Origin of the sequence: Rhizobium leguminosarum (assembly GCF_019798305.1) — a bacterium.
Taxonomy (GTDB): Bacteria; Pseudomonadota; Alphaproteobacteria; order Rhizobiales; family Rhizobiaceae; genus Rhizobium; species Rhizobium leguminosarum_U.
The window spans coordinates 287,498-310,331 of record NZ_JAAXDD010000008.1 but is presented as its reverse complement, the minus strand read 5'-3'; the positions used below and the strand labels follow the sequence as shown (position 1 = coordinate 310,331).

At 59.6% G+C, this 22,834-nt stretch carries 18 protein-coding genes and 3 tRNA genes; 3 read left to right on the top strand and 18 right to left on the bottom strand.

The window, feature by feature from the left end; genetic code table 11:
- Positions 1 to 3: 3 nt before the first annotated feature.
- From tuf (HFO99_RS16750) to rpsL, 4 genes are all read right to left on the bottom strand, one after another.
- The gene (gene tuf / locus HFO99_RS16750) at positions 4 to 1,179 is read right to left on the bottom strand and encodes an elongation factor Tu (RefSeq protein ID WP_017963897.1); all 1,176 of its coding nucleotides are present in this window, start codon (positions 1,177 to 1,179) and stop codon (positions 4 to 6) included.
- Positions 1,180 to 1,247: 68 nt separating this feature from the next.
- On the bottom strand, positions 1,248 to 3,347 hold the full coding sequence (gene fusA / locus HFO99_RS16745) for an elongation factor G (protein WP_027685041.1): 2,100 nt from the start codon (positions 3,345 to 3,347) through the stop codon (positions 1,248 to 1,250).
- Between the two features lie 29 nt (positions 3,348 to 3,376).
- Complete coding sequence (gene rpsG, locus HFO99_RS16740) at positions 3,377 to 3,847, bottom strand: 30S ribosomal protein S7 (protein ID WP_011651422.1); 471 nt, start codon at positions 3,845 to 3,847, stop codon at positions 3,377 to 3,379.
- 77 nt (positions 3,848 to 3,924) lie between these two features.
- Complete coding sequence (gene rpsL / locus HFO99_RS16735) at positions 3,925 to 4,296, bottom strand: 30S ribosomal protein S12 (RefSeq protein ID WP_003547537.1); 372 nt, start codon at positions 4,294 to 4,296, stop codon at positions 3,925 to 3,927.
- A gap of 497 nt (positions 4,297 to 4,793) precedes the next feature.
- Here rpsL and HFO99_RS16730 point away from each other — a divergent pair, with 497 nt between their 5' ends.
- Entirely contained in the window at positions 4,794 to 5,087 is a 294-nt protein-coding gene (locus HFO99_RS16730) for a hypothetical protein (protein WP_011651421.1), read from the top strand.
- 137 nt (positions 5,088 to 5,224) lie between these two features.
- Here the strand turns inward: HFO99_RS16730 and rpoC are convergent, their stop codons facing one another.
- The 14 genes from rpoC to HFO99_RS16665 all read right to left on the bottom strand — a co-directional run bounded on the left by rpoC (position 5,225) and on the right by HFO99_RS16665 (position 20,917).
- A complete protein-coding gene (gene rpoC, locus HFO99_RS16725; protein ID WP_018068031.1) occupies positions 5,225 to 9,433 on the bottom strand; it encodes a DNA-directed RNA polymerase subunit beta' in 4,209 nt (1,402 codons plus the stop codon).
- A gap of 190 nt (positions 9,434 to 9,623) precedes the next feature.
- The gene (gene rpoB, locus HFO99_RS16720) at positions 9,624 to 13,763 is read right to left on the bottom strand and encodes a DNA-directed RNA polymerase subunit beta (RefSeq protein ID WP_028744174.1); all 4,140 of its coding nucleotides are present in this window, start codon (positions 13,761 to 13,763) and stop codon (positions 9,624 to 9,626) included.
- A 263-nt stretch (positions 13,764 to 14,026) separates the two neighbouring features.
- Entirely contained in the window at positions 14,027 to 14,404 is a 378-nt protein-coding gene (gene rplL / locus HFO99_RS16715) for a 50S ribosomal protein L7/L12 (RefSeq protein WP_018486177.1), read from the bottom strand.
- 58 nt (positions 14,405 to 14,462) lie between these two features.
- Positions 14,463 to 14,981, bottom strand: coding sequence for a 50S ribosomal protein L10 (gene rplJ, locus HFO99_RS16710; protein ID WP_168293383.1), 519 nt, complete (start codon positions 14,979 to 14,981; stop codon positions 14,463 to 14,465).
- Positions 14,982 to 15,308: 327 nt separating this feature from the next.
- Positions 15,309 to 16,010: a 50S ribosomal protein L1 gene (gene rplA / locus HFO99_RS16705; protein ID WP_018068029.1), complete on the bottom strand. Its 702-nt coding sequence runs from the start codon at positions 16,008 to 16,010 to the stop codon at positions 15,309 to 15,311.
- A gap of 4 nt (positions 16,011 to 16,014) precedes the next feature.
- Entirely contained in the window at positions 16,015 to 16,446 is a 432-nt protein-coding gene (rplK, locus tag HFO99_RS16700) for a 50S ribosomal protein L11 (RefSeq protein WP_003547518.1), read from the bottom strand.
- 176 nt (positions 16,447 to 16,622) lie between these two features.
- Complete coding sequence (nusG, locus tag HFO99_RS16695; RefSeq protein ID WP_003547516.1) at positions 16,623 to 17,153, bottom strand: transcription termination/antitermination protein NusG; 531 nt, start codon at positions 17,151 to 17,153, stop codon at positions 16,623 to 16,625.
- Between the two features lie 17 nt (positions 17,154 to 17,170).
- The gene (gene secE / locus HFO99_RS16690) at positions 17,171 to 17,371 is read right to left on the bottom strand and encodes a preprotein translocase subunit SecE (RefSeq protein WP_003547514.1); all 201 of its coding nucleotides are present in this window, start codon (positions 17,369 to 17,371) and stop codon (positions 17,171 to 17,173) included.
- A 195-nt stretch (positions 17,372 to 17,566) separates the two neighbouring features.
- Positions 17,567 to 17,642, bottom strand: a tRNA-Trp gene (locus HFO99_RS16685).
- A 167-nt stretch (positions 17,643 to 17,809) separates the two neighbouring features.
- Positions 17,810 to 18,703, bottom strand: a complete 894-nt coding sequence (locus HFO99_RS16680; protein WP_222333059.1) for an NAD-dependent epimerase/dehydratase family protein — start codon at positions 18,701 to 18,703, stop codon at positions 17,810 to 17,812.
- A 171-nt stretch (positions 18,704 to 18,874) separates the two neighbouring features.
- The gene (locus HFO99_RS33440) at positions 18,875 to 19,009 is read right to left on the bottom strand and encodes a hypothetical protein (RefSeq protein ID WP_018068027.1); all 135 of its coding nucleotides are present in this window, start codon (positions 19,007 to 19,009) and stop codon (positions 18,875 to 18,877) included.
- A gap of 202 nt (positions 19,010 to 19,211) precedes the next feature.
- A complete protein-coding gene (gene tuf / locus HFO99_RS16675; RefSeq protein WP_017963897.1) occupies positions 19,212 to 20,387 on the bottom strand; it encodes an elongation factor Tu in 1,176 nt (391 codons plus the stop codon).
- A 347-nt stretch (positions 20,388 to 20,734) separates the two neighbouring features.
- Positions 20,735 to 20,808: transfer RNA gene (locus tag HFO99_RS16670), tRNA-Gly, on the bottom strand.
- 24 nt (positions 20,809 to 20,832) lie between these two features.
- A tRNA-Tyr gene (locus HFO99_RS16665) sits at positions 20,833 to 20,917 on the bottom strand.
- Between the two features lie 202 nt (positions 20,918 to 21,119).
- On the opposite strand from HFO99_RS16665, the gene rlmB reads away from it, so the two are divergent.
- Both rlmB and HFO99_RS16655 read left to right on the top strand, forming a co-directional pair.
- Positions 21,120 to 22,010, top strand: a complete 891-nt coding sequence (gene rlmB, locus HFO99_RS16660) for a 23S rRNA (guanosine(2251)-2'-O)-methyltransferase RlmB (protein WP_222362327.1) — start codon at positions 21,120 to 21,122, stop codon at positions 22,008 to 22,010.
- Positions 22,011 to 22,037: 27 nt separating this feature from the next.
- Positions 22,038 to 22,730 carry an AprI/Inh family metalloprotease inhibitor gene (locus HFO99_RS16655; protein ID WP_222362325.1) on the top strand — a complete coding sequence of 231 codons (693 nt, stop codon included), beginning with the start codon at positions 22,038 to 22,040 and terminating at the stop codon, positions 22,728 to 22,730.
- Positions 22,731 to 22,834: the final 104 nt, after the last annotated feature.

The following is a 22,834-nucleotide window of genomic DNA, read 5'->3' as shown; positions in this document are numbered from 1 at the left end:
TAGTTACTCAACGATGCTCGCGACGATACCGGCGCCGACGGTGCGGCCGCCTTCGCGGATGGCGAAGCGCAGCTTTTCTTCCATCGCGATCGGAACGATCAGCTCGACCGATACCGTGACGTTGTCGCCCGGCATCACCATCTCGGTGCCTTCCGGCAGCGTCACAATGCCGGTCACGTCGGTCGTGCGGAAGTAGAACTGCGGACGGTAATTGGTGAAGAACGGCGTATGACGGCCACCCTCTTCCTTCGTCAGGATGTAGGCTTCTGCCATGAACTTCTTGTGCGGCTTGACCGAACCCGGCTTGCACAGAATCTGCCCACGCTCGACGCCGTCACGGGTGACGCCGCGGATCAGCGCGCCGATGTTGTCGCCAGCCTGGCCCTGATCGAGCAGCTTGCGGAACATTTCAACGCCGGTCACCGTCGTCTTCGTCGTCGGGCGAATGCCGACGATCTCGACTTCTTCGCCAACCTTGACGATGCCACGCTCGACGCGGCCGGTCACAACCGTGCCGCGGCCGGAGATCGAGAACACGTCTTCGATCGGCAGCAGGAACGGCAGGTTGATCGGACGCTCAGGCGTCGGGATGTAGGCGTCGACCGCAGCCATCAGCTCGCGGATCGCGTCTTCGCCGATCTTCTTGTCGGAATCTTCGAGAGCAGCCAGTGCCGAACCCTTGACGATCGGGATTTCGTCGCCCGGGAAGTCGTAGGACGACAGCAGTTCGCGAACTTCGAGCTCGACCAGTTCGAGAAGCTCGGCGTCGTCAACCTGGTCGACCTTGTTCAGGAACACCACGATCGCCGGAACGCCGACCTGGCGGGCCAGCAGGATGTGTTCGCGCGTCTGCGGCATCGGGCCGTCAGCGGCCGAGCACACCAGGATCGCGCCGTCCATCTGGGCAGCACCGGTGATCATGTTCTTGACGTAGTCGGCGTGGCCGGGGCAGTCGACATGCGCATAGTGGCGCGCCGGCGTCTCATACTCGACGTGCGCCGTCGAGATCGTGATGCCACGGGCCTTTTCTTCCGGAGCCGCGTCGATCTGGTCGTACGCCTTGTACTCACCGAAGTACTTCGTGATCGCTGCCGTCAGAGACGTCTTGCCGTGGTCAACGTGGCCAATCGTGCCAATGTTGACGTGCGGCTTGTTGCGCTCAAACTTACTCTTTCCCATTTTGGGGTCTCCGTTTTGCTAGTCCCCGAAGGGATCTAATTCTTGTTATCGGTCAATTGGTATTCCGGTCACTTTTGACCGGAATACTTTGCCTGGATTTCAGTTGCGACGTTCGACGGGACCGGCGAATAGTGATCGAAGGTCATCGTGTACTGGGCGCGGCCCTGGGACATGGAGCGCAGGTTGTCGACGTACTTGAACATGTTCGCGAGCGGGACGTTCGCGTTGATGACGACCGCGATACCGCGGCTTTCCTGGCCCTGGATCTGACCGCGACGGGAGTTCAGGTCGCCAATAACGTCGCCGACGTAATCTTCCGGGGTGACGACTTCGACCTTCATCATCGGCTCGAGCAGCTGTGCGCCGGCCTTCCTGGCTGCTTCACGGAAGCAGGCACGCGATGCGATTTCGAAGGCGAGAACCGAGGAGTCGACGTCGTGGAAGGCGCCGTCGATGAGGGTCGCCTTGACGCCGAGCATCGGGAAGCCTGCGAGCGGACCCGAAGACAGAACGCTTTCGATGCCCTTCTGGACGCCGGGGATGTATTCCTTCGGAACGGAACCGCCGACGATCTTCGATTCGAACTTGAATTCGTCGCCGTCCGGGTTCGGTTCGAAGACGATCTTGACGCGCGCGAACTGGCCGGTACCACCGGACTGCTTCTTGTGCGTGTAGTCTTCCTCATGCGTCCGGGTGATGGTTTCGCGGTAGGCAACCTGCGGCGCGCCGACAGTTGCTTCGACCTTGAATTCACGACGCATGCGGTCGACGATGATGTCGAGATGCAGTTCGCCCATGCCGGCGATGATGGTCTGGCCTGATTCCTGGTCGGTCTTGACGCGGAAGGACGGATCTTCAGCAGCCAGGCGGTTGAGCGCGAGGCCCATCTTTTCCTGGTCGCCCTTGGTCTTCGGCTCGATGGCGATCTGGATGACCGGCTCCGGGAACTCCATGCGCTCGAGGATAACCGGCTTCAGCGGATCGCAGAGCGTGTCGCCCGTCGTGGTTTCCTTGAGACCGGCGAGAGCGACGATGTCGCCTGCGAAGGCTTCTTCGATGTCTTCACGCGAGTTGGAGTGCATCTGCAGCATACGGCCGACGCGCTCGCGTTTGTCCTTGACCGTGTTGATGACCGACGTGCCCTTTTCGAGCTTGCCGGAGTAGATGCGGGCGAAGGTCAGCGAACCAACGAAGGGGTCGTTCATGATCTTGAAGGCGAGCATGGAAAGCGGCTCGCTGTCATCGGCATGACGCTCGATTTCGGCTTCCGTTTTGAAATCGATGCCCTTGATGGCCGGGATGTCCATCGGAGACGGCAGGTAGTCGACGACGGCGTCGAGCAGCGGCTGCACGCCCTTGTTCTTGAAGGCGGTGCCGCAGAACATCGGGTGGAACTTGACGTCGATCGTGCCGCGGCGAACCAGCGCACGGATCTGATCGTTATCGGGCAGAATGCCTTCGAGGTAAGCTTCGGTGGCGGCTTCGTCGATGTCGACGACCGTCTCGATCAGCTTCTCGCGATATTCTTCAGCCTTGGCCTTCATGTCCTCGGGAATCTCGACGACATCCCACTGGGCGCCGAGCGACTCGTCGCGCCAGATGAGTGCGTTCATCTCGACCAGGTCGATCACGCCCTTGAATTCGGTCTCAGCACCGATCGGCAGTTGCATAACGACAGCCGTTGCACCGAGACGGGTCTTGATCATCTCGACGGAGCGGTAGAAGTCCGCACCGGTCTTGTCCATCTTGTTGCAGAAGATCATCCGCGGGACATTGTACTTCTCGGCCTGACGCCAGACGGTTTCCGTCTGCGGCTCAACACCGGCGTTGGCGTCGAGCAGCGCGATGGCGCCGTCGAGAACGCGCAGCGAACGCTCGACTTCAATGGTGAAGTCGACGTGGCCGGGAGTGTCGATGATGTTGAAGCGGCGCATTTTGCCGTCACGGCCCTTCCAGTAGGTCGTGGTGGCGGCAGAGGTGATGGTGATGCCACGCTCCTGCTCCTGCTCCATCCAGTCCATGGTTGCTGCGCCGTCGTGGACTTCGCCGATCTTGTGCGACTTGCCGGTGTAATAAAGAATACGCTCGGTGGTCGTGGTCTTGCCGGCGTCGATATGCGCCATGATACCGAAATTGCGGTAGTCTTCGATCTTATATTCGCGAGCCATGGTGGACTGCCTTTCGATACCGTTCGGAATTACCAGCGATAGTGCGAGAACGCGCGGTTGGCATCAGCCATCTTGTGCGTGTCTTCGCGCTTCTTGACGGCGGAGCCGCGGTTGTTGGACGCATCGAGCAGTTCGCCGGAAAGGCGGTCAACCATAGTCGTTTCATTGCGCTTGCGGGCAGCAGCGATCAGCCAGCGAATAGCAAGAGCCTGGCGGCGCTCCGGACGAACATCGACGGGGACCTGATAGGTCGCACCACCGACACGACGCGAGCGAACTTCAACGTGCGGGGCAATGTTCTCAAGCGCAGAATGGAAAACCGTGAGCGGCTCCTGCTTGGCCTTGCCCTGGACAACGTCGAACGCACCGTAGACGATGTTTTCAGCAACGGACTTCTTGCCGTCGAGCATGATGGCATTCATGAACTTGGTGACGACGAGATCGCCGAACTTCGGGTCCGGATTGATCTCGCGCTTTTCTGCTTTATGACGTCTGGACATATTTTGTCTCTTCAACCGTTAAGGCGCTTCATGACGCGGAGGACCTCGCGCAGCGCCGGATTATTCAAAAAGCCGAATTACTTCGGACGCTTCGCGCCATACTTGGAGCGGCGCTGCTTGCGGTTCTTGACACCCTGGGTATCGAGAACGCCGCGGATGATATGATAACGGACACCCGGAAGGTCCTTGACGCGGCCGCCACGGATCATGACGACGGAGTGTTCCTGAAGGTTGTGACCTTCGCCGGGGATGTAACCAATGACTTCGAAGCCGTTGGTCAGGCGGATCTTTGCGACCTTACGCAGAGCCGAGTTCGGCTTCTTCGGCGTCGTCGTGTAGACGCGCGTGCAAACGCCGCGCTTCTGCGGGTTCTCCTGGAGTGCGGGAACCTTGTTACGCTTTACGTTCGCCTGGCGAGGCTTGCGGATCAGCTGGTTTACGGTAGGCATTCAACCATCCCTTACGTTTTATCTCAGTACCCTTGCGGGCTTGAACTCGCGCCGTCTCCGGCAGTGACGTACGCTTTCCGTCAATGCGCAAAATATGGCCCGATCCGCTTCCGCAGATGGACCACAAGGAGCAGAGGACGCATGAAATATGCGTCGTGCGTGCAGCATCATGACTTCAACGTGCGTTTAGAACCTTGTTTGAGGTGAACTTCAGGGCGAGTCGCCCCGAACAGCCAAGCCTCACATGGGATCTGATGGCCGGGGTACTACTGGTTTCCACCCGTCTCGTCAAGGCCGGTTAAGAAATAAACTCGCCGTATCGCCTTGATATGCCGGCCGAACGCCCTGTTTCATCCTTCTAGACGAATTCACGGCTGTGCTCGAAGATAAAAACTTGGGCATTGCAGCAAAAGCAGTTAAGGAATCAGCAATTGCGGCGTTCGGCCCTCACAGCGGGATTCGAGCGACCGAATCGTCAAAGAGCCGAAGGACAGGCGATGATAACGACACCAGATAACGACAATAATTTCGACGGCCCGATGATCTTCATCATCATCGGCAAGGGCTACGAGTCCGACGCCAGCGAAGGTATCGACCTGCACATCATGCTGAAGGCGCCTGACGACGACACTGCCGTACGCGAGGCATTGAACGCCCTAGCCGAGGAAGGCTTCATCGAGGCCGATCTCGACCAGATCGGCATGCTGACCGAGATCCCGGCCGAAGAGCCGCACGCCTCTGCCTACCAGGGAGCGGTCGAAGGCGAAGTCGCGATCATCCGGTTCAACTGAACGGAGCCGCCGCTGACGCTGTCAAGGCAGTATAAGCGAAAGCAGCCTCCCTCCCCGCCCAATCAGTGCAAACTAAAAATAAAAAACCGCCCGGATCGCTCCGAGCGGTTTTTCAATTCGTCGACTTCAGCCGCGGATTATTCCGCAGCCGGAGCTTTTTCAGCCATGTCCTGCAGCATCGGCGTGGCAACGGCAGCACCCGTGCCCTTGCGGCGCTCTTCGAGGATCATCTCGTCGCGCGACGTGGCGATGCGGCGGATCTGGGTCATGGTGCCGCCGGTACCGGCCGGGATGAGGCGGCCGACGATGACGTTTTCCTTCAGACCCTGCAGACCGTCTGTCTTGCCGGCGATTGCAGCTTCCGTCAGCACCTTGGTCGTTTCCTGGAAGGACGCGGCCGAGATGAAGGACGGTGTCTGCAGCGACGCCTTGGTGATGCCGAGAAGAACCGGATCGCCATAGGCTGGCTTCTTGCCCTGCTCGATCAGGTGATCGTTGACGTCTTCGAGCTCGATCCGGTCGACATTGTCGCCGACGATATAGGTCGAGTCGCCCGCATCGGTGATCTCCACCTTCTGCAGCATCTGACGGACAATCACCTCGATGTGCTTGTCGTTGATGACGACGCCCTGCAGGCGGTAGACTTCCTGGATCTCGTTGACGAGGTAGGAGGCCAGAGCCTCCACGCCCTTGATCGCCAGGATGTCGTGCGGAGCCGGGTTACCGTCGAGGATGTAGTCACCCTTTTCGATATAGTCACCTTCCTGAAGGTGGAAGGGTTTGCCCTTCGGGATCAGGTATTCGACAGGCTCGACACCATCTTCCGCCGGCTCGATGATGACGCGACGCTTGTTCTTGTAGTCGCGGCCGAGGCGGATCGTACCATCGATCTCTGCGATGATGGCATGGTCCTTCGGACGGCGGGCTTCGAACAGCTCGGCAACACGCGGCAGACCGCCGGTGATGTCCTTGGTCTTGGCGCTTTCGAGTGGCGAACGGGCGAGAACGTCACCCTGGGAGACCTTCGTGCCCGGCTCGACCGACAGAATCGCATCGACCGAGAGGAAGAAGCGGGCGTCACCACCACGAGACAGCTTCGCGATATTGCCGCTGGCATCCTTGATGACGATCGCCGGCTTGAGGTCCGAGCCGCGCGGGGTCGAACGCCAGTCGATAACCTGACGCTTGGTGATGCCGGTCGATTCGTCGGTCGCTTCTAGAACGGAGAGACCGTCGACCAGATCTTCAAACTGAACGGTACCAGCCACTTCCGTCATCATCGGACGGGTGTAGGGGTCCCACTCTGCCAGGCGCTGGCCGCGCTTGACCTTGTCGCCTTCGTCGACATGCAGCTTCGAACCGTAGGCCACACGCTGCGACGACCGCTCGACACCACGTTCGTCCAGGATCTGGACGGTCATGTTGCGGCCCATGGCAACGAGGTTGCCATCGGAGTTGCGCAGGATGTTGCGGTTCTTGATCTGCACCGTACCTTCGTACGAGGCTTCGAGGAACGACTGGTCGACCACGGTTGCCGTACCGCCAAGGTGGAAGGTACGCATGGTGAGCTGGGTGCCCGGCTCGCCGATCGACTGAGCAGCGATGACGCCGACGGCCTCGCCCATATTGACCGGCGTACCGCGCGCGAGGTCGCGGCCGTAGCAGACCGAGCAGACGCCCGTCTGGATTTCGCAGGTCAGTGCCGAGCGGATGCGGATCGACTGGATGCCGGCCTTCTCGATTTCGACGACGTCGGGCTCGAGGATCATCCTGCCGGCATCGACGATGCGCTCACCCGTGACCGGATGATCGATGTCGTCGAGCGCCGTGCGGCCGAGGATACGGGCGCCGATCGAGGCAACCACCTGGCCGGCATCGACGATGGCGGTCATGGTGAGGCCCGTCTGCGTTCCGCAATCGACGTGCGTGACGATGCAATCCTGCGCGACGTCGACGAGACGGCGGGTCAGGTAGCCGGAGTTGGCGGTCTTCAGGGCGGTGTCTGCCAGACCCTTACGGGCACCGTGCGTCGAGTTGAAGTACTCGTTGACGGTCAGGCCTTCCTTGAAGTTCGAGATGATCGGGGTCTCGATGATTTCGCCCGACGGCTTGGCCATGAGGCCACGCATGCCGCCCAGCTGACGCATCTGGTTCGGAGAACCGCGAGCACCGGAGTGGCTCATCATGTAGATCGAGTTCATCGGCTTCTGGCGACCGGTCTTCTCATCGAATTCGACCGCCTTGATGCGAGCCATCATCTCTTCGGCGACCTTTTCGGTCGCCTTGCCCCAGGCGTCGACGACCTTGTTGTACTTTTCGCCCTGGGTGATCAGGCCGTCATTGTACTGCTGCTCGTATTCCTTCACCAGGTTTTCGGTGTCGGCAACGATCTTGGCCTTGGCATCCGGAATGACCATGTCGTCCTTGCCGAACGAGATGCCGGCGCGGCAGGCATGGGAAAAGCCGAGCTGCATGATGCGGTCGCAGAAAATGACCGTGTCCTTCTGGCCGCAGTGGCGGTAGACCGTGTCGATCATCTTCGAGATGTTCTTTTTGGTCATTTCCTGGTTGCAGATATCGAAGGGCACCTTGCCGTTCTTCGGCAACAGTTCACCGATGAGCAGACGGCCAGGCGTCGTCTCATAGATCTTCGAGTAAGGCTTGCCATCCTCGTCGATCGACTTGAAGCGGCCGCGGATCTTGGTGTGCAGCGTCACGACCTTGCTTTCGAGGGCGTGATGCAGCTCGCCGAGATCGGAGAAGGCCATGCCTTCGCCCGGCTCGTTCTGGTTGAGAATCGACAGATAGTAGAGGCCGAGAACCATGTCCTGCGAGGGAACGATGATCGGCGCGCCGTTGGCCGGATGCAGGATGTTGTTGGTCGACATCATCAGCACGCGGGCTTCGAGCTGAGCTTCGAGCGACAGCGGCACGTGAACGGCCATCTGGTCGCCGTCGAAGTCGGCGTTGAAGGCAGTGCAGACGAGCGGATGCAGCTGGATCGCCTTGCCTTCGACCAGGATAGGTTCGAAGGCCTGGATGCCCAGGCGGTGCAGCGTCGGTGCGCGGTTCAAGAGAACCGGATGCTCGCGGATGACCTCGTCGAGGATATCCCAGACTTCGGGCTTTTCCTTTTCGACCAGCTTCTTGGCCTGCTTGACGGTCGAGGAGTAACCCTTGGCGTCGAGGCGGGCATAGATGAACGGCTTGAAGAGCTCGAGCGCCATCTTCTTCGGCAGGCCGCACTGATGCAGCTTCAGTTCCGGACCGGTGACGATAACCGAACGGCCGGAATAGTCGACGCGCTTGCCGAGCAGGTTCTGACGGAAGCGGCCCTGCTTGCCCTTCAGCATGTCGGAGAGCGACTTCAGCGGACGCTTGTTGGCGCCGGTAATGACACGGCCGCGACGGCCGTTGTCGAACAGCGCGTCAACGGATTCCTGCAGCATGCGCTTTTCGTTGCGGATGATGATGCCAGGCGCACGAAGCTCGATCAGGCGCTTCAGACGGTTGTTACGGTTGATGACACGACGGTAGAGATCGTTCAGATCCGACGTCGCGAAACGGCCGCCGTCGAGCGGAACCAGCGGGCGCAGATCCGGCGGGATGACCGGAACGACCTTCATGATCATCCATTCCGGACGGTTGCCCGACTCCATGAAGTTCTCGACGATCTTCAGGCGCTTCATCAGCTTCTTCTGCTTGAGATCCGACGTGGTGTCGGCGAGCTCTGCGCGCAGGTCGCCAGCGATCTTTTCGAGGTTCATCGAGGCCAGCATCTCGTAGATCGCCTCAGCGCCGATCATCGCGGTGAACTGGTCTTCGCCGTATTCGTCGACAGCGAGCATGTACTCTTCTTCCGAGAGGAGCTGGTGCTCCTTCAAGGCGGTCAGGCCCGGCTCGGTGACGATGTAGTTTTCGAAGTAGAGGACGCGCTCGACATCCTTCAGCGTCATGTCGAGCAGCGTCGAAATGCGGCTCGGCAGCGACTTCAGGAACCAGATGTGGGCAACGGGAGCGGCGAGCTCGATATGGCCCATGCGCTCACGGCGAACCCGCGACAGCGTGACTTCGACGCCGCACTTTTCGCAGATGATGCCCTTGTACTTCATACGCTTGTACTTGCCGCACAGGCATTCGTAGTCCTTGATCGGCCCGAAGATGCGCGCGCAGAACAGACCGTCGCGTTCCGGCTTGAACGTACGGTAGTTGATGGTTTCCGGCTTCTTGATCTCACCGTAAGACCAGGAGAGGATCTTCTCCGGAGACGCGATCGAAATCCGAATGGAATCGAAATTCTGTGCAGGCACCTGCGGATTGAAAAGATTCATGACCTCTTGGTTCATGCCTGTCTCCTTCATGGGCTAAAGCGCCCTCAAAATGCGATGGTCGGCGGCAAATTCCCGGGAGCCGCCTCCCTCGCTTAAACGAGAATAACCGCTGGATGCGGCGAAACTTCCCTTCCGGGCCGACACGGATACGGCGCCCGGCGGGACCGGCGTGCGCCGCATTGGCAGCGCACGCCCTATCAAGTGCTTACTCGGCCGCGTCGGGCAGCTGAGCTGCCTGCGCCTCGTCAAGCTTGGTGTTCTCGAGCTCGACGCTCAGGCCCAGCGAACGCATTTCCTTGACGAGAACGTTGAAGCTTTCCGGAATACCGGCTTCGAACGTGTCGTCTCCGCGGACGATGGCTTCGTAGACCTTGGTGCGGCCGGCGACGTCATCCGACTTCACCGTCAGCATTTCCTGCAGCGTGTAGGCTGCGCCGTATGCTTCGAGCGCCCAGACTTCCATTTCGCCGAAGCGCTGGCCGCCGAACTGCGCCTTGCCGCCCAGCGGCTGCTGGGTCACGAGCGAGTAAGGACCGATCGAACGAGCATGGATCTTGTCGTCGACCAGGTGGTTGAGCTTCAGCATGTAGATGTAGCCCACCGTCACCTGACGGTCGAACTGCTCACCGGTGCGGCCGTCATAGAGCGTCGACTGACCGCTATCCTTAAGACCTGCCAGACGCAGCATGTCGTTGACGTCGGCTTCATTCGCGCCGTCGAAAACAGGCGTCGCAATCGAAACGCCGCGCTTCCACTGGTCGGCGAGACGCAGAACCGAATCGTCGTCGAACTCGTGGACCTGTTCGGCCTTGGGGCCGTCTCCGACGACATCGCCGATGGTCTTGCGCAGCGGCTCGATGTTGCCATTGGCCTTATATGCGTCGATCAGTTCGCCGATCTGGCGACCCATGCCGGCGCAAGCCCAACCCAGATGGGTTTCCAGGATCTGGCCGACGTTCATACGCGAAGGCACGCCGAGCGGGTTCAGAACGACGTCAACATGCGTGCCGTCTTCGAGGAACGGCATGTCCTCCACCGGCACAATGCGCGAGACGACGCCCTTGTTCCCGTGACGGCCGGCCATCTTGTCGCCCGGCTGGATCTTGCGCTTTACGGCGACGAAGACCTTGACCATCTTCATGACGCCAGGGGGCATTTCATCGCCGCGCTGGACCTTTTCGACCTTGTCCATGAATCGCTGTTCAAGGCGCGACTTGGATTCGTCGTACTGACCACGGAGCGCTTCGAGCTCGCTCTGGACCTTTTCGTCTTCGACTGCAAACATCCACCACTGCGAGCGGGGATATTCGGAGACGACGGCGTTCGAAAGCTCGCTGCCCTTCTTGAAGCCCTTCGGGCCGGCGATGGAAGCCTGGCCGCGCAGCATCTCGATCAGACGGCCATAGACGTTACGGTCGAGAATCGCCTGCTCGTCGTCACGGTCCTTTGCCAGACGCTCGATCTCTTCGCGCTCGATCGCCATCGCGCGCTCGTCCTTTTCAACGCCGTGGCGGTTGAAGACGCGAACTTCGACGATGGTGCCGTAGGTGCCGGGCGGCATGCGCATGGAAGTGTCGCGCACGTCAGAGGCCTTTTCGCCGAAGATGGCGCGCAGAAGCTTTTCTTCCGGCGTCATCGGGCTTTCGCCCTTCGGCGTGATCTTGCCGACGAGGATATCGCCCGGCTGAACTTCGGCGCCGATATAGACGATACCGGCTTCGTCGAGGTTCTTCAGCGCTTCTTCCGACACGTTCGGAATATCGCGGGTGATTTCCTCAGGACCAAGCTTGGTGTCGCGCGCCATCACTTCGAATTCCTCGATGTGGATGGAGGTGAACACGTCGTCGGCAACGATACGCTCGGAGAGCAGGATCGAGTCTTCGTAGTTGTAGCCGTTCCAGGGCATGAACGCGACGAGCGCGTTGCGGCCGAGCGCCAGGTCGCCGAGATCGGTCGACGGGCCGTCGGCGAGGATGTCGCCGCGGTTGACCTCGTCACCAACGGTGACCAGCGGGCGCTGGTTCACGCAGGTGTTCTGGTTCGAACGCTGGAACTTCTGCAGACGGTAGATATCGACGCCGGACTTGCCGGCTTCGAGGTCTTCCGTGGCGCGAATAACGATACGCGTCGCGTCGACCTGGTCGACCACGCCGCCGCGGCGGGCGCCGATGGCAGCACCCGAGTCACGGGCGACGACCGGCTCCATGCCGGTACCGACGAACGGAGCTTCGGCACGCAGCAGCGGCACTGCCTGACGCTGCATGTTCGAGCCCATGAGCGCGCGGTTGGCGTCGTCGTTTTCCAGGAACGGGATGAGCGCGGCAGCGACCGAAACGACCTGCTTCGGCGAGACGTCCATCAAGTTCATGCTGTCGCGCGGGGCGAGCATGACTTCACCGGCATGACGGCAGACGACGAATTCGTCGACGAAGGAACCGTCAGCGTTCATCTCGGCGTTGGCCTGGGCGACGTAGTACTTCGCCTCTTCCATGGCGGAGAGGTAGAGCACGTCGCTCGTCACCTTGCCGTCGACGATTCGGCGGTACGGGCTTTCGATGAAGCCGTACTTGTTGACGCGGGCAAAGGTCGCAAGCGAGTTGATCAGACCGATGTTCGGGCCTTCCGGCGTTTCGATCGGGCAAATGCGGCCATAGTGGGTCGGATGCACGTCGCGGACTTCGAAGCCGGCGCGCTCACGGGTCAGACCGCCCGGGCCAAGAGCCGAAAGACGGCGCTTGTGGGTGATTTCCGAGAGCGGGTTGACCTGGTCCATGAACTGCGAGAGCTGCGAGGAACCGAAGAATTCGCGCACGGCAGCGGCGGCCGGCTTGGCGTTGATCAGATCCTGCGGCATGACCGTGTCGATCTCGATCGAGGACATACGTTCCTTGATCGCGCGCTCCATACGCAGCAGGCCGAGACGGTACTGATTTTCCATCAGCTCGCCGACCGAACGGACGCGGCGGTTGCCGAGGTTGTCGATGTCGTCGATCTCGCCCTTGCCGTCGCGCAGTTCGACCAGCATCCTGACCACGGCCAGGATGTCGTCCTTGCGCAGGATGCGGACGGTGTCTTCGACGGTCAGGTCGAGGCGCATATTCATCTTGACGCGGCCGACGGCGGAGAGGTCGTAACGCTCCGCATCGAAGAACAGCGAGTTGAACATGGCTTCAGCCGATTCCATGGTCGGCGGTTCACCCGGACGCATGACCCGGTAGATGTCGAACAGAGCGTCCTGACGGTTCTCGTTCTTGTCGGCTGTCAGGGTGTTGCGGATATAGGCGCCGACATTGATGTGGTCGATGCCGAGAACCGGGATCTCGTCAAAGCCGTTCGCCAGGATGATGCCAAGCGTCTTCTCGTCGATTTCGTCGCCGGCCTCGAGGTAGATCTCACCCGTCGAGTAGTTGACGATGTCGCCGGCAAGGTAGTTGCCGTAAAGATCGTCGTCGGCGGCCTTGAGGGCCTTAAGACCCTTGTCGGACAGCGTGCGCAGCAAGCGCGGGGTCAGCTTCTTGCCGGCTTCCACGACGACTTCGCCGGTATCGGCGTCGACCATCTCGGTGATCGCCTTGGCACCCTTCAGCGTTTCCGGCTTGAAGGGAATGCGCCAGCCTTCGCCGTCGCGCTTGTAGAGCGACTTCGTGTAGAAGGTGTCGAGGATTTCCTCGCCGTCCATGCCGAGCGCCATCAGCAGCGACGTCACAGGGATCTTGCGGCGGCGGTCGATACGGGCGTAGACGATGTCCTTGGCGTCGAATTCGATATCGAGCCAGGAACCGCGATAGGGGATGACGCGCGCAGCAAAGAGCAGCTTGCCGGACGAATGGCTCTTGCCCTTGTCGTGGTCGAAGAAGACGCCCGGCGAACGGTGCATCTGCGAGACGATGACGCGCTCGGTGCCGTTGACGATGAACGTGCCGTTGTTGGTCATGAGCGGCATGTCGCCCATGTAGACGGACTGTTCCTTGATGTCCTTGATCGACTTCGCGCCGGTATCCTCGTCGATATCGAACACGATGAGGCGCAGCGTCACCTTCAGCGGCGCAGCATAGGTCAGGTCGCGCTGACGGCATTCGTCAACGTCGAACTTCGGCGGTTCGAACTCGTAGGACACGAATTCCAGCATCGATGCGCCGGAGAAATCGGTGATCGGGAAAACCGACTTGAAGACGGCCTGAAGACCCTCATCGGGCCGTCCGCCCTTCGGCTCTTCAACCATCAGAAACTGGTCGTAGGACGCCTTCTGAACCTCGATGAGGTTCGGCATTTCTGCGACTTCGGGGATCTTACCAAAAAACTTGCGTACGCGCCTGCGACCGTTGAACGAAAGGGTCTGAGCCATCGTCGCTCCTTCAAAATCTTGCACCCGGGCCTGCAACGGACGGGAACCGATGGCCAGTCGATCCCGTCAATCAATGAGTAGTTCAATCTCGTCCGACCCCAGAAAACGCTCAGCTCGGATTGCTGTGCTGCCCTCGGTGCGAGACCATCCTTTTGAAGAACCCATTACCCAAAAGCCGTTTCGACGCGGCTTTTGGGTAATTCGTTCAGAAAAACGGCAAATGGGAGGCAGTAGAGATACTGCCTCCCAAAAGCAGTTCAAGATTACTTGACGTCGGCCTTGGCGCCAGCGTCTTCAAGCTTCTTCTTGATGTCAGCAGCTTCAGCCTTGTTGACGCCTTCCTTGACAGCCTTCGGAGCGGCTTCAACGAGATCCTTGGCTTCCTTGAGGCCGAGACCAGTGATGGCGCGGACTTCCTTGATGACGTTGATCTTGTTGGCACCAGCTTCGACGAGGATGACGTCGAATTCGGTCTTTTCTTCTTCAACGACAGCAGCAGCAGCACCGCCACCAACGGCAGCAACAGCTACCGGTGCAGCAGCGGAAACGCCCCACTTTTCTTCGAGAAGCTTCGACAGTTCTGCAGCTTCCAGAACGGTCAGCGAGGAGAGGTCGTCAACGATCTTTGCGAGATCAGCCATTTTACTAGTTCCTTTTGTTCGGTTCGAACCGGTTGATTATAAACAGCGAAAAACCGCCTTACGCGGCTTCGTCCTTCTTGGCGTAGGCCGCAAACACGCGGGCAAGCTGGCTTGCCGGTGCTGCAACAACCCCAGCGATGCGGGTAGCCGGTGTCTGGATCATGCCCAGCAGCTTCGCACGCAACTCATCGAGCGAAGGCAGGGTCGCAAGCGACTTGACTGCATCGACGTTGAGCGTGGTTGTTCCCATGGCGCCGCCCAGAACAATGATCTTGTCATTGGTCTTGGCGAAATCCATGACGACCTTCGGAGCGGTGATCGGATCGGTGCTGTATGCAATCAGCGTCTGACCCTTGAAGAGATTGGACATCCCTTCCGCTTCCGTACCCTGAAGGGCAATCTTGGCCAGGCGGTTCTTCGCGACTTTGACGGTGCCGCCAGCTGCGCGCATCTTCGAACGAAAATCGTTCATCTGCGCGACTGTGGCACCAGCATAGTGGGCCACGACAACTGAGCCCGAAGCCTTGAAGACTTCGTTCAGTTCCGTGACGAATTCGCGTTTTTCCGCTCTTTCCACTGCCTATCTCCAGTTGGCGGGACCGAAAATGGGCCCGCCGGTTGCCTTTTGCCTCCTGGGATCATGCGAGATCCCAAGCGACGCTTGAGGATCCTGTCCCCCCGCGCTCTCGCGCCAATCAAGGCTAAAGAGGCACAAGGCATCCAAGGCTCGAACCGAGTTCCTAGAAGCGAACTTCATGCAATTCGGGTCTTACCCGTCTCATGCAGGCTAAGTGATTAAGGGAAAACCACCTGCAATCTCGGACAGGATTCCGGATTTCTCCGGAATATTCCGGCCCCTTGCGAGGCCGGAAATTCAGTCGCCGGACTTAAAGCCGGCATAAACTTATGCGGTCGGCGCTCCGGTGACCGAGCCGGGCTCGATCTTGACGCCCGGGCCCATGGTCGAGGAAATCGCCACACGCTTGACGTAGTTACCCTTGGCGCCAGCCGGCTTCGCCTTGATGACGGCGTCAGCAAAGGCGCGAATGTTTTCTTCCAGAGCCTTGGCTTCGAAAGAGGCCTTGCCGATACCGGCATGAACGATGCCAGCCTTCTCGACGCGGAACTCGACAGCGCCACCCTTGGAAGCCTTGACAGCTCCAGCGACATCCATCGTAACGGTGCCGACCTTCGGGTTCGGCATCATGCCGCGGGGGCCGAGAACCTTACCGAGACGGCCGACGAGCGGCATCATGTCGGGGGTGGCAATGCAGCGATCGAATTCGATCTTGCCGCCCTGGACGATTTCGACGAGCTCTTCGGCACCGACGATATCGGCACCGGCGGCCTTGGCTTCGTCAGCCTTGGCGCCACGAGCGAAGACGGCAACACGAACCGTACGGCCCGTGCCATTCGGCAGGTTGACGACGCCGCGGACCATCTGGTCCGCATGGCGCGGGTCGACGCCGAGGTTCATCGAGACTTCGATGGTTTCGTCGAACTTGGCGACAGCCCGTTCCTTGACCATGCCGATGGCCAGGGTCAGAGCGTAGAGCTTGGTGGGATCAACACCTTCGTTGATCTTCTGCGTGCGCTTACCAGCCATGATCTTAACCCACCACTTCCAGGCCCATGGCGCGGGCAGAGCCCTCGATCATCGCCATTGCACCTTCGATATCCGCTGCGTTCAGATCCTTCATCTTGGCTTCTGCGATCGACTTGATCTGAGCCTTGGTGAGGGAGCCGGCCTTGGCGCCCTTGCCGGGCGTCTTGGAACCGGACGTGATCTTCGCTTCCTTCTTCAGCCAGTAGCTGACCGGCGGCTGCTTCATCGCGAAGGTGAAGGACTTGTCCTGGTAATAGGTGATGACGACCGGAATCGGCATGCCCTTTTCCATTTCCTGCGTGGCGGCATTGAACGCCTTGCAGAATTCCATGATGTTAATGCCACGCTGACCAAGCGCCGGACCAATCGGCGGGGACGGGTTTGCCGATCCTGCCTTGACCTGAAGCTTGAGCTGGCCTGCAACTTTCTTAGCCATATCTCTCTGCCTTTCATGAACGGCCGGTCGCCCGGCCCGTGATGCCGGATCTCTCCGGCGGCTGCGGTTGCGTGGTGCGGATCCTTGGGGTCCGGCTAAGACCCCTCACCTTCCACGCGGGTGCGGACAAGGTCCGCAGGAAACAGGCCACAAGGGCCAGCCTCCAATTTCTGCAATCAGACCTTCTCGACCTGAGCGTATTCCAACTCGACCGGCGTTGCTCGGCCGAAGATCGACACTTCCACCTTCAGGCGCGAACGCTCTTCGTCCACATCCTGAACCGTGCCGTTGAACGAAGCGAACGGGCCGTCGGAAACGCGGACCTGCTCGCCGATCTCGAAGGTAATGGAGGCCTTCGGCCGCTCGACACCTTCCTGGACCTGACCGAGAATGCGCTCGGCTTCATAATCCGGAATCGGAACGGGCTTATTGTCGGAGCCGAGGAAACCTGTGACCTTCGGCGTATTCTTGATCAAGTGGTAGGCTTCGTCGGTCAGATTGGCACGAACCATGACATAGCCCGGGAAAAACTTGCGCTCGGAATCGACCTTGCGGCCGCGACGCACTTCCACCACCTTTTCGGTCGGCACGAGGATCTTCTCGAACAGGTGCTCAAGCCCCTTCTGGCGAGCCTTGTTCTCGATGTCTTCAGCCACCTTCTTTTCAAAATTTGAATATGCGTGGACGATGTACCAACGTGCCGCCATTTTCATCTCCACCCGTATCAGTTGCCGGTATTCAGCACGAAGCTCAGAGCCCAGCCGATCAGCTGGTCAGCGGCAAAGAAAAACAGCGCGGCGAAAACCACCATCACCAGCACCATGACCGTCGAGATCATGGTCTCGCGGCGCGACGGCCATGTAACTTTCGACGTCTCGGAGCGAACCTGCTGCAGAAACGCAAACGGATTGGATTTGGATGCCATCGACTGCCCACGCAATTACGGCACGTAAAGCTGAAAGTATCAGCCCCACGCACCGCGTGTCTGTTGAACCCTAAATAAACACCGATTTCCGAATACACAAGAGGGAAACCGAAGTTTAACGAAATTACTTACCACCAATCATCCCCGCCGGAAACGCCGCGTGCATGTGCGCGCGCTATCCCGCATCCAGGAAAATGGCAGGGGCAGTAGGGCTCGAACCTACGACCTGCGGTTTTGGAGACCGCCGCTCTACCAACTGAGCTATACCCCTTCATACCGATCATTCAGCGCCTGAGCCAAGGCCCGCAAATCGCTGCCGAAAAGCATGGCGCTCCCTTTAAGACGACGACACGGGATTGGCAAGTACGATTTTCGATTTTCAAAGCCATTCTCCTGATATGCGAACGATCGGCTTTTCAATTGGCGACCAAGGTCGGTTCAGACCTTCACATATTTCCGCCAATCGTGCTCTTCCTTAAAGCCCAGCACCTCGCGGATCTTGCGGTTGGAGAGCAGGCCTTCATACTCGCCGATCTCGCGGGTGAAGGGCACGTTCGGGAAGAATCGCTTTGCGAGCTCCTTCGATGGCGTATTGGCCGAGACCGTATTGTTGGCAGCGTTGAACACCTGGTAGCCGAGACTGTCCTTCTCGACGCAAAGATGGCAGATCTGCCCGAGGTCGCGGGCATCGATATAGCTCCAGGCGATACGCTTGCGCATCTCGGGGTGGGCGAAATAGGTCGGGAACTTCTCGTATTCGTCAGGCTCGATGACGTTGCCGATGCGCAGCGCATAGATGTCGAAGCCCGAACGTTCGGCAAAGGCGCGCGCCGTCTTTTCGTTGACCACCTTCGAAAGGCCGTAAGAATCCATCGGATTGACGTCGTAGTCCTCCTCTAGCGGGAACTGGTGGAAATCGCGATGGCCTTCGGCGAAGCAGACGCCGTAGGTCGTCTCGCTCGATGCGACGATGATCTTCCGGATGCCGAGCTTCACCGCCGCCTCGATGACATTATAGGTGCCCATCGTGTTGATGCGGAAGGTTTCGTTATCGGGCTTGATCAGAATGCGCGGGATGGCGGCGAAATGCACGACGGCATCGAAGGGCTGCACGCCCCTGCCCGCGTCGAGATCGGGAAAATCGCGATGCATCGAAAGCGCGTTGAAGACCTGACCGCTATCGGTAATGTCGGCGATGAGATTGGTGACGCCGGGGCTATCCAGCGGCACGAGATCGAGGTTGTGAACCTCATAACCGGCATTGACGAGCCATGGCACAGCATGGCGACCTGCCTTGCCCGAACCGCCCGTGAACAGAATACGTCTCTTCATGGAATATCCTCCGCGTCATGAAATCGGAGGCATAGATAGACGCTTCCGCGCGAAGAGCAAGCGAGCGTCATGCAAGGGTTCACCCTCGCGTCGCCAGGAGCATCCTATCCGGGAGCACCTGGCCGATCATCTCCGATCATCGCAGAACCCTGCGATGATCAGCAAAGGTCGTCACTTGACGACACTTACCTCACCAATCTGCACTCCGGCAGACTGAACAACTTCTTGCGGAATTGCAGCGATGAAAAACATCGTGAAAACATACATCGCGAATATCGTCGCAGCGAATGTGGCCTTGGGAATCATCCTGGCTCTCCTCTTTGCAAGCAGGAGTCTGGACTACAATGGCCCAATCACAAACCGGTTTCTGAACGTGAGATGAACAAAATACTGTGACAGGCCAATTTAACGATATTTTTACAACACCTGTTAAGCCTACAGGAAGCCATGAAAATGAAAAACCCCGCCGTTTCCGGCGGGGTCTTCATAATTGCGGATAACTCGAAAGTTACTCAACGATGCTCGCGACGATACCGGCGCCGACGGTGCGGCCGCCTTCGCGGATGGCGAAGCGCAGCTTTTCTTCCATCGCGATCGGAACGATCAGCTCGACCGATACCGTGACGTTGTCGCCCGGCATCACCATCTCGGTGCCTTCCGGCAGCGTCACAATGCCGGTCACGTCGGTCGTGCGGAAGTAGAACTGCGGACGGTAATTGGTGAAGAACGGCGTATGACGGCCACCCTCTTCCTTCGTCAGGATGTAGGCTTCTGCCATGAACTTCTTGTGCGGCTTGACCGAACCCGGCTTGCACAGAATCTGCCCACGCTCGACGCCGTCACGGGTGACGCCGCGGATCAGCGCGCCGATGTTGTCGCCAGCCTGGCCCTGATCGAGCAGCTTGCGGAACATTTCAACGCCGGTCACCGTCGTCTTCGTCGTCGGGCGAATGCCGACGATCTCGACTTCTTCGCCAACCTTGACGATGCCACGCTCGACGCGGCCGGTCACAACCGTGCCGCGGCCCGAGATCGAGAACACGTCTTCGATCGGCAGCAGGAACGGCAGGTTGATCGGACGCTCAGGCGTCGGGATGTAGGCGTCGACCGCAGCCATCAGTTCGCGGATCGCGTCTTCGCCGATCTTCTTGTCGGAATCTTCGAGAGCAGCCAGTGCCGAACCCTTGACGATCGGGATTTCGTCGCCCGGGAAGTCGTAGGACGACAGCAGTTCGCGAACTTCGAGCTCGACCAGTTCGAGGAGCTCGGCATCGTCAACCTGGTCGACCTTGTTCAGGAACACCACGATCGCCGGAACGCCGACCTGGCGGGCCAGCAGGATGTGTTCGCGCGTCTGCGGCATCGGGCCGTCAGCGGCCGAGCACACCAGGATCGCGCCGTCCATCTGGGCAGCACCGGTGATCATGTTCTTGACATAGTCGGCGTGGCCGGGGCAGTCGACGTGCGCATAGTGGCGGGCCGGCGTCTCATACTCGACGTGGGCCGTCGAGATCGTGATGCCGCGGGCCTTTTCTTCCGGAGCCGCGTCGATCTGGTCGTACGCCTTGTACTCACCGAAGTACTTCGTGATCGCTGCCGTCAGAGACGTCTTGCCGTGGTCAACGTGGCCAATCGTGCCAATGTTGACGTGCGGCTTGTTGCGCTCAAACTTACTCTTTCCCATTTGAATGCTTCCTGTGAACGAAAATGGTGGCCCCGGCGAACCGGTTTAGTGCCGCCGTTTAAGGCTTTCGGCGACATTGCGCAAGACTTAATTGCAGACGCCATTCTTGGCCTGAAAGCGCATATGGGAGACAATTCGCCGCCTGCAAGGCGATTCGCCAAAGCCCCCTCGAAAATCGCTGAAATCTTAAAGAAAATCGCATTGACCGCCGGAGGCGCGCCATAGACGTTCGGCGTCGAGCGCCCTTCCCCAGCAGTCGATAGCCGTCATCGTCAGCGTCTCCGCCATCGCCGGAGACATCTCGGGACCACCGCGGCAGCGGTCGTATGAAGTGGCTTAACGGAAACTGGAGCGGGTAGCGGGAATCGAACCCGCGTATTCAGCTTGGAAGGCTGCTGCTCTACCATTGAGCTATACCCGCGGGGTGGTCCGATCCGATGACGAATGGTGGAGAGAGTTGGATTTGAACCAACGTAGGCTGAGCCAACGGATTTACAGTCCGTCCCCTTTAACCACTCGGGCATCTCTCCAGTTTTTCGTCCGGATCGCAAGACCAAGTTCGTCAGACTTCGAAGCGTTGCCGCCCGTCATCTGCGCCGCGTATATGACCGGAGCATTTCAGTCTGTCAACACGATGACAACGGAAAAAACACGAAAAATTTCATTCGTCACCGAAAGCCGGCATATGAAAGAAAGCCTATGCGGCAGCGAGCGCCATGGCTATAAAGCTGCATGAGCAAAGACAACAAATCCGGCGGCAAGACCGCGACAGACCCATCCGCCAAGGATACGCATTACGCCACTCTGCGGCGCGCCCACCGTGACGCCAAGCGCGAACGCGGCGAGATTCCGACGCCTCAGCCGCAGAAGCGAAAGCGCGGCGGCGAAGACTGGAAGCCGCCGGCGCTTGCGCCCAACCAGGTGCATCTCTATGGCCTGCATACGGTGCGCGCGGCCCTCGACAATCCAGAACGCAAGAAGATCAAGCTGTTCGTGACGCAGAATGCGCTCGCGCGCCTCGAAGTCGACGTCGAGGCGCTCGGCATTCCCTTCGAGATCGTCTCGCCGCAGGAGATCGACAAGGTGCTCGGCCCGGAGGCGATCCATCAGGGTGTGATGCTGGAAACACGGCCGCTTCCGGTACGCCGACTCGAAGCGCTGAAGGACAGCCCTCTCCTGCTCGTCCTCGATCAAGTGACTGATCCGCACAATGTCGGCGCGATCATGCGCTCGGCCGTCGCCTTCAATGCGGGTGCGGTCATTACCACGCAGCGACACAGCCCGACCGAATCGGGCGTGCTCGCCAAGTCCGCCTCGGGCGCGCTGGAACTGATACCTTATATACAGGTTACCAATCTCGCCGATGCGCTCGGCGAATTGCACAAGCTCGGTTTCTCCACCATCGGCCTCGATTCGGAAGGGCCGGCGCCGCTCGAAGGCACCTTCTCCGGCGAGAAAGTGGCGCTGGTGCTCGGCTCCGAGGGCAAGGGGCTTCGGCAGAAGACGCGGGAAACCGTCAACGCACTTGCCCGTCTCGACATGCCGGGCGCGATCAAATCACTCAACGTCTCGAATGCGGCGGCGATCGCGCTTTATGCGGCGCGGCTCCACTTGAAGGTATAGGCTGGCTGCGCAAAAAGGGTAATTGTCATGGTCCGTTTCCTCCCGAGACTGGTGGCTCCGGCAGCGGTGCTGCTTGTCTGTGGAATGGCGTATGGACAGGGTATCGACCCCGATATTCTCAAAGCGCAGACCGGAACCTATCTCGTTGCCCCGGAAGACGGTGCGACCGGATGCCGGTTGACGCTGGAAACCGGCGAAGCGATCGGCGGCTATTCGGTCTCCGGCCAGGCCTCCTGCATCAAGCCGCTGCCGGCACTTGCCGAAGCCTATTACTGGAATTTCGACGGCAATGGCAGCGTCATCCTGATCGATGCGACGCGCAAGGTGCTCGCACACTTCGTCGAGAACGAAGGTTCGCCGATGAAGACGGAGGATGGTGCGCCGCTATTGCTGATCGCCGCACCTGACGGCGTCGATCACCTGCCGAGCGTCGCCAGCCTTGCCGGGATATGGACGATGCAAAGACCGAACGGCGAAGGGCTTTGCGGCGTGACACTCAACGACCGTGTCGATGCGGAGGGCAACGCGCCGCTGTCCCTTTCGGGGGACTGCGCTGCCAACGTCGCCAGACTGAAGCTCGCCGTCTGGCATATCGAGGGTTTCGGGCTGACGCTGATGAGCCTTGACGGTTCGTCGCTTGGCTTCGACATGCGCGCTGACGGCAATTTCGACAAATCGAAGGAGGAAGGCGGCAAGCCGCTTTCACTCGTTCGCCGCTAACCCACAGTCAGTCGGCTCCGATGCCAGAAAAATCCACTTTTGCCTTGGAATGACGCCCCGGGGCACTATGATCGGGCAATGATCGGTTGCCGCAACCGGCCCAG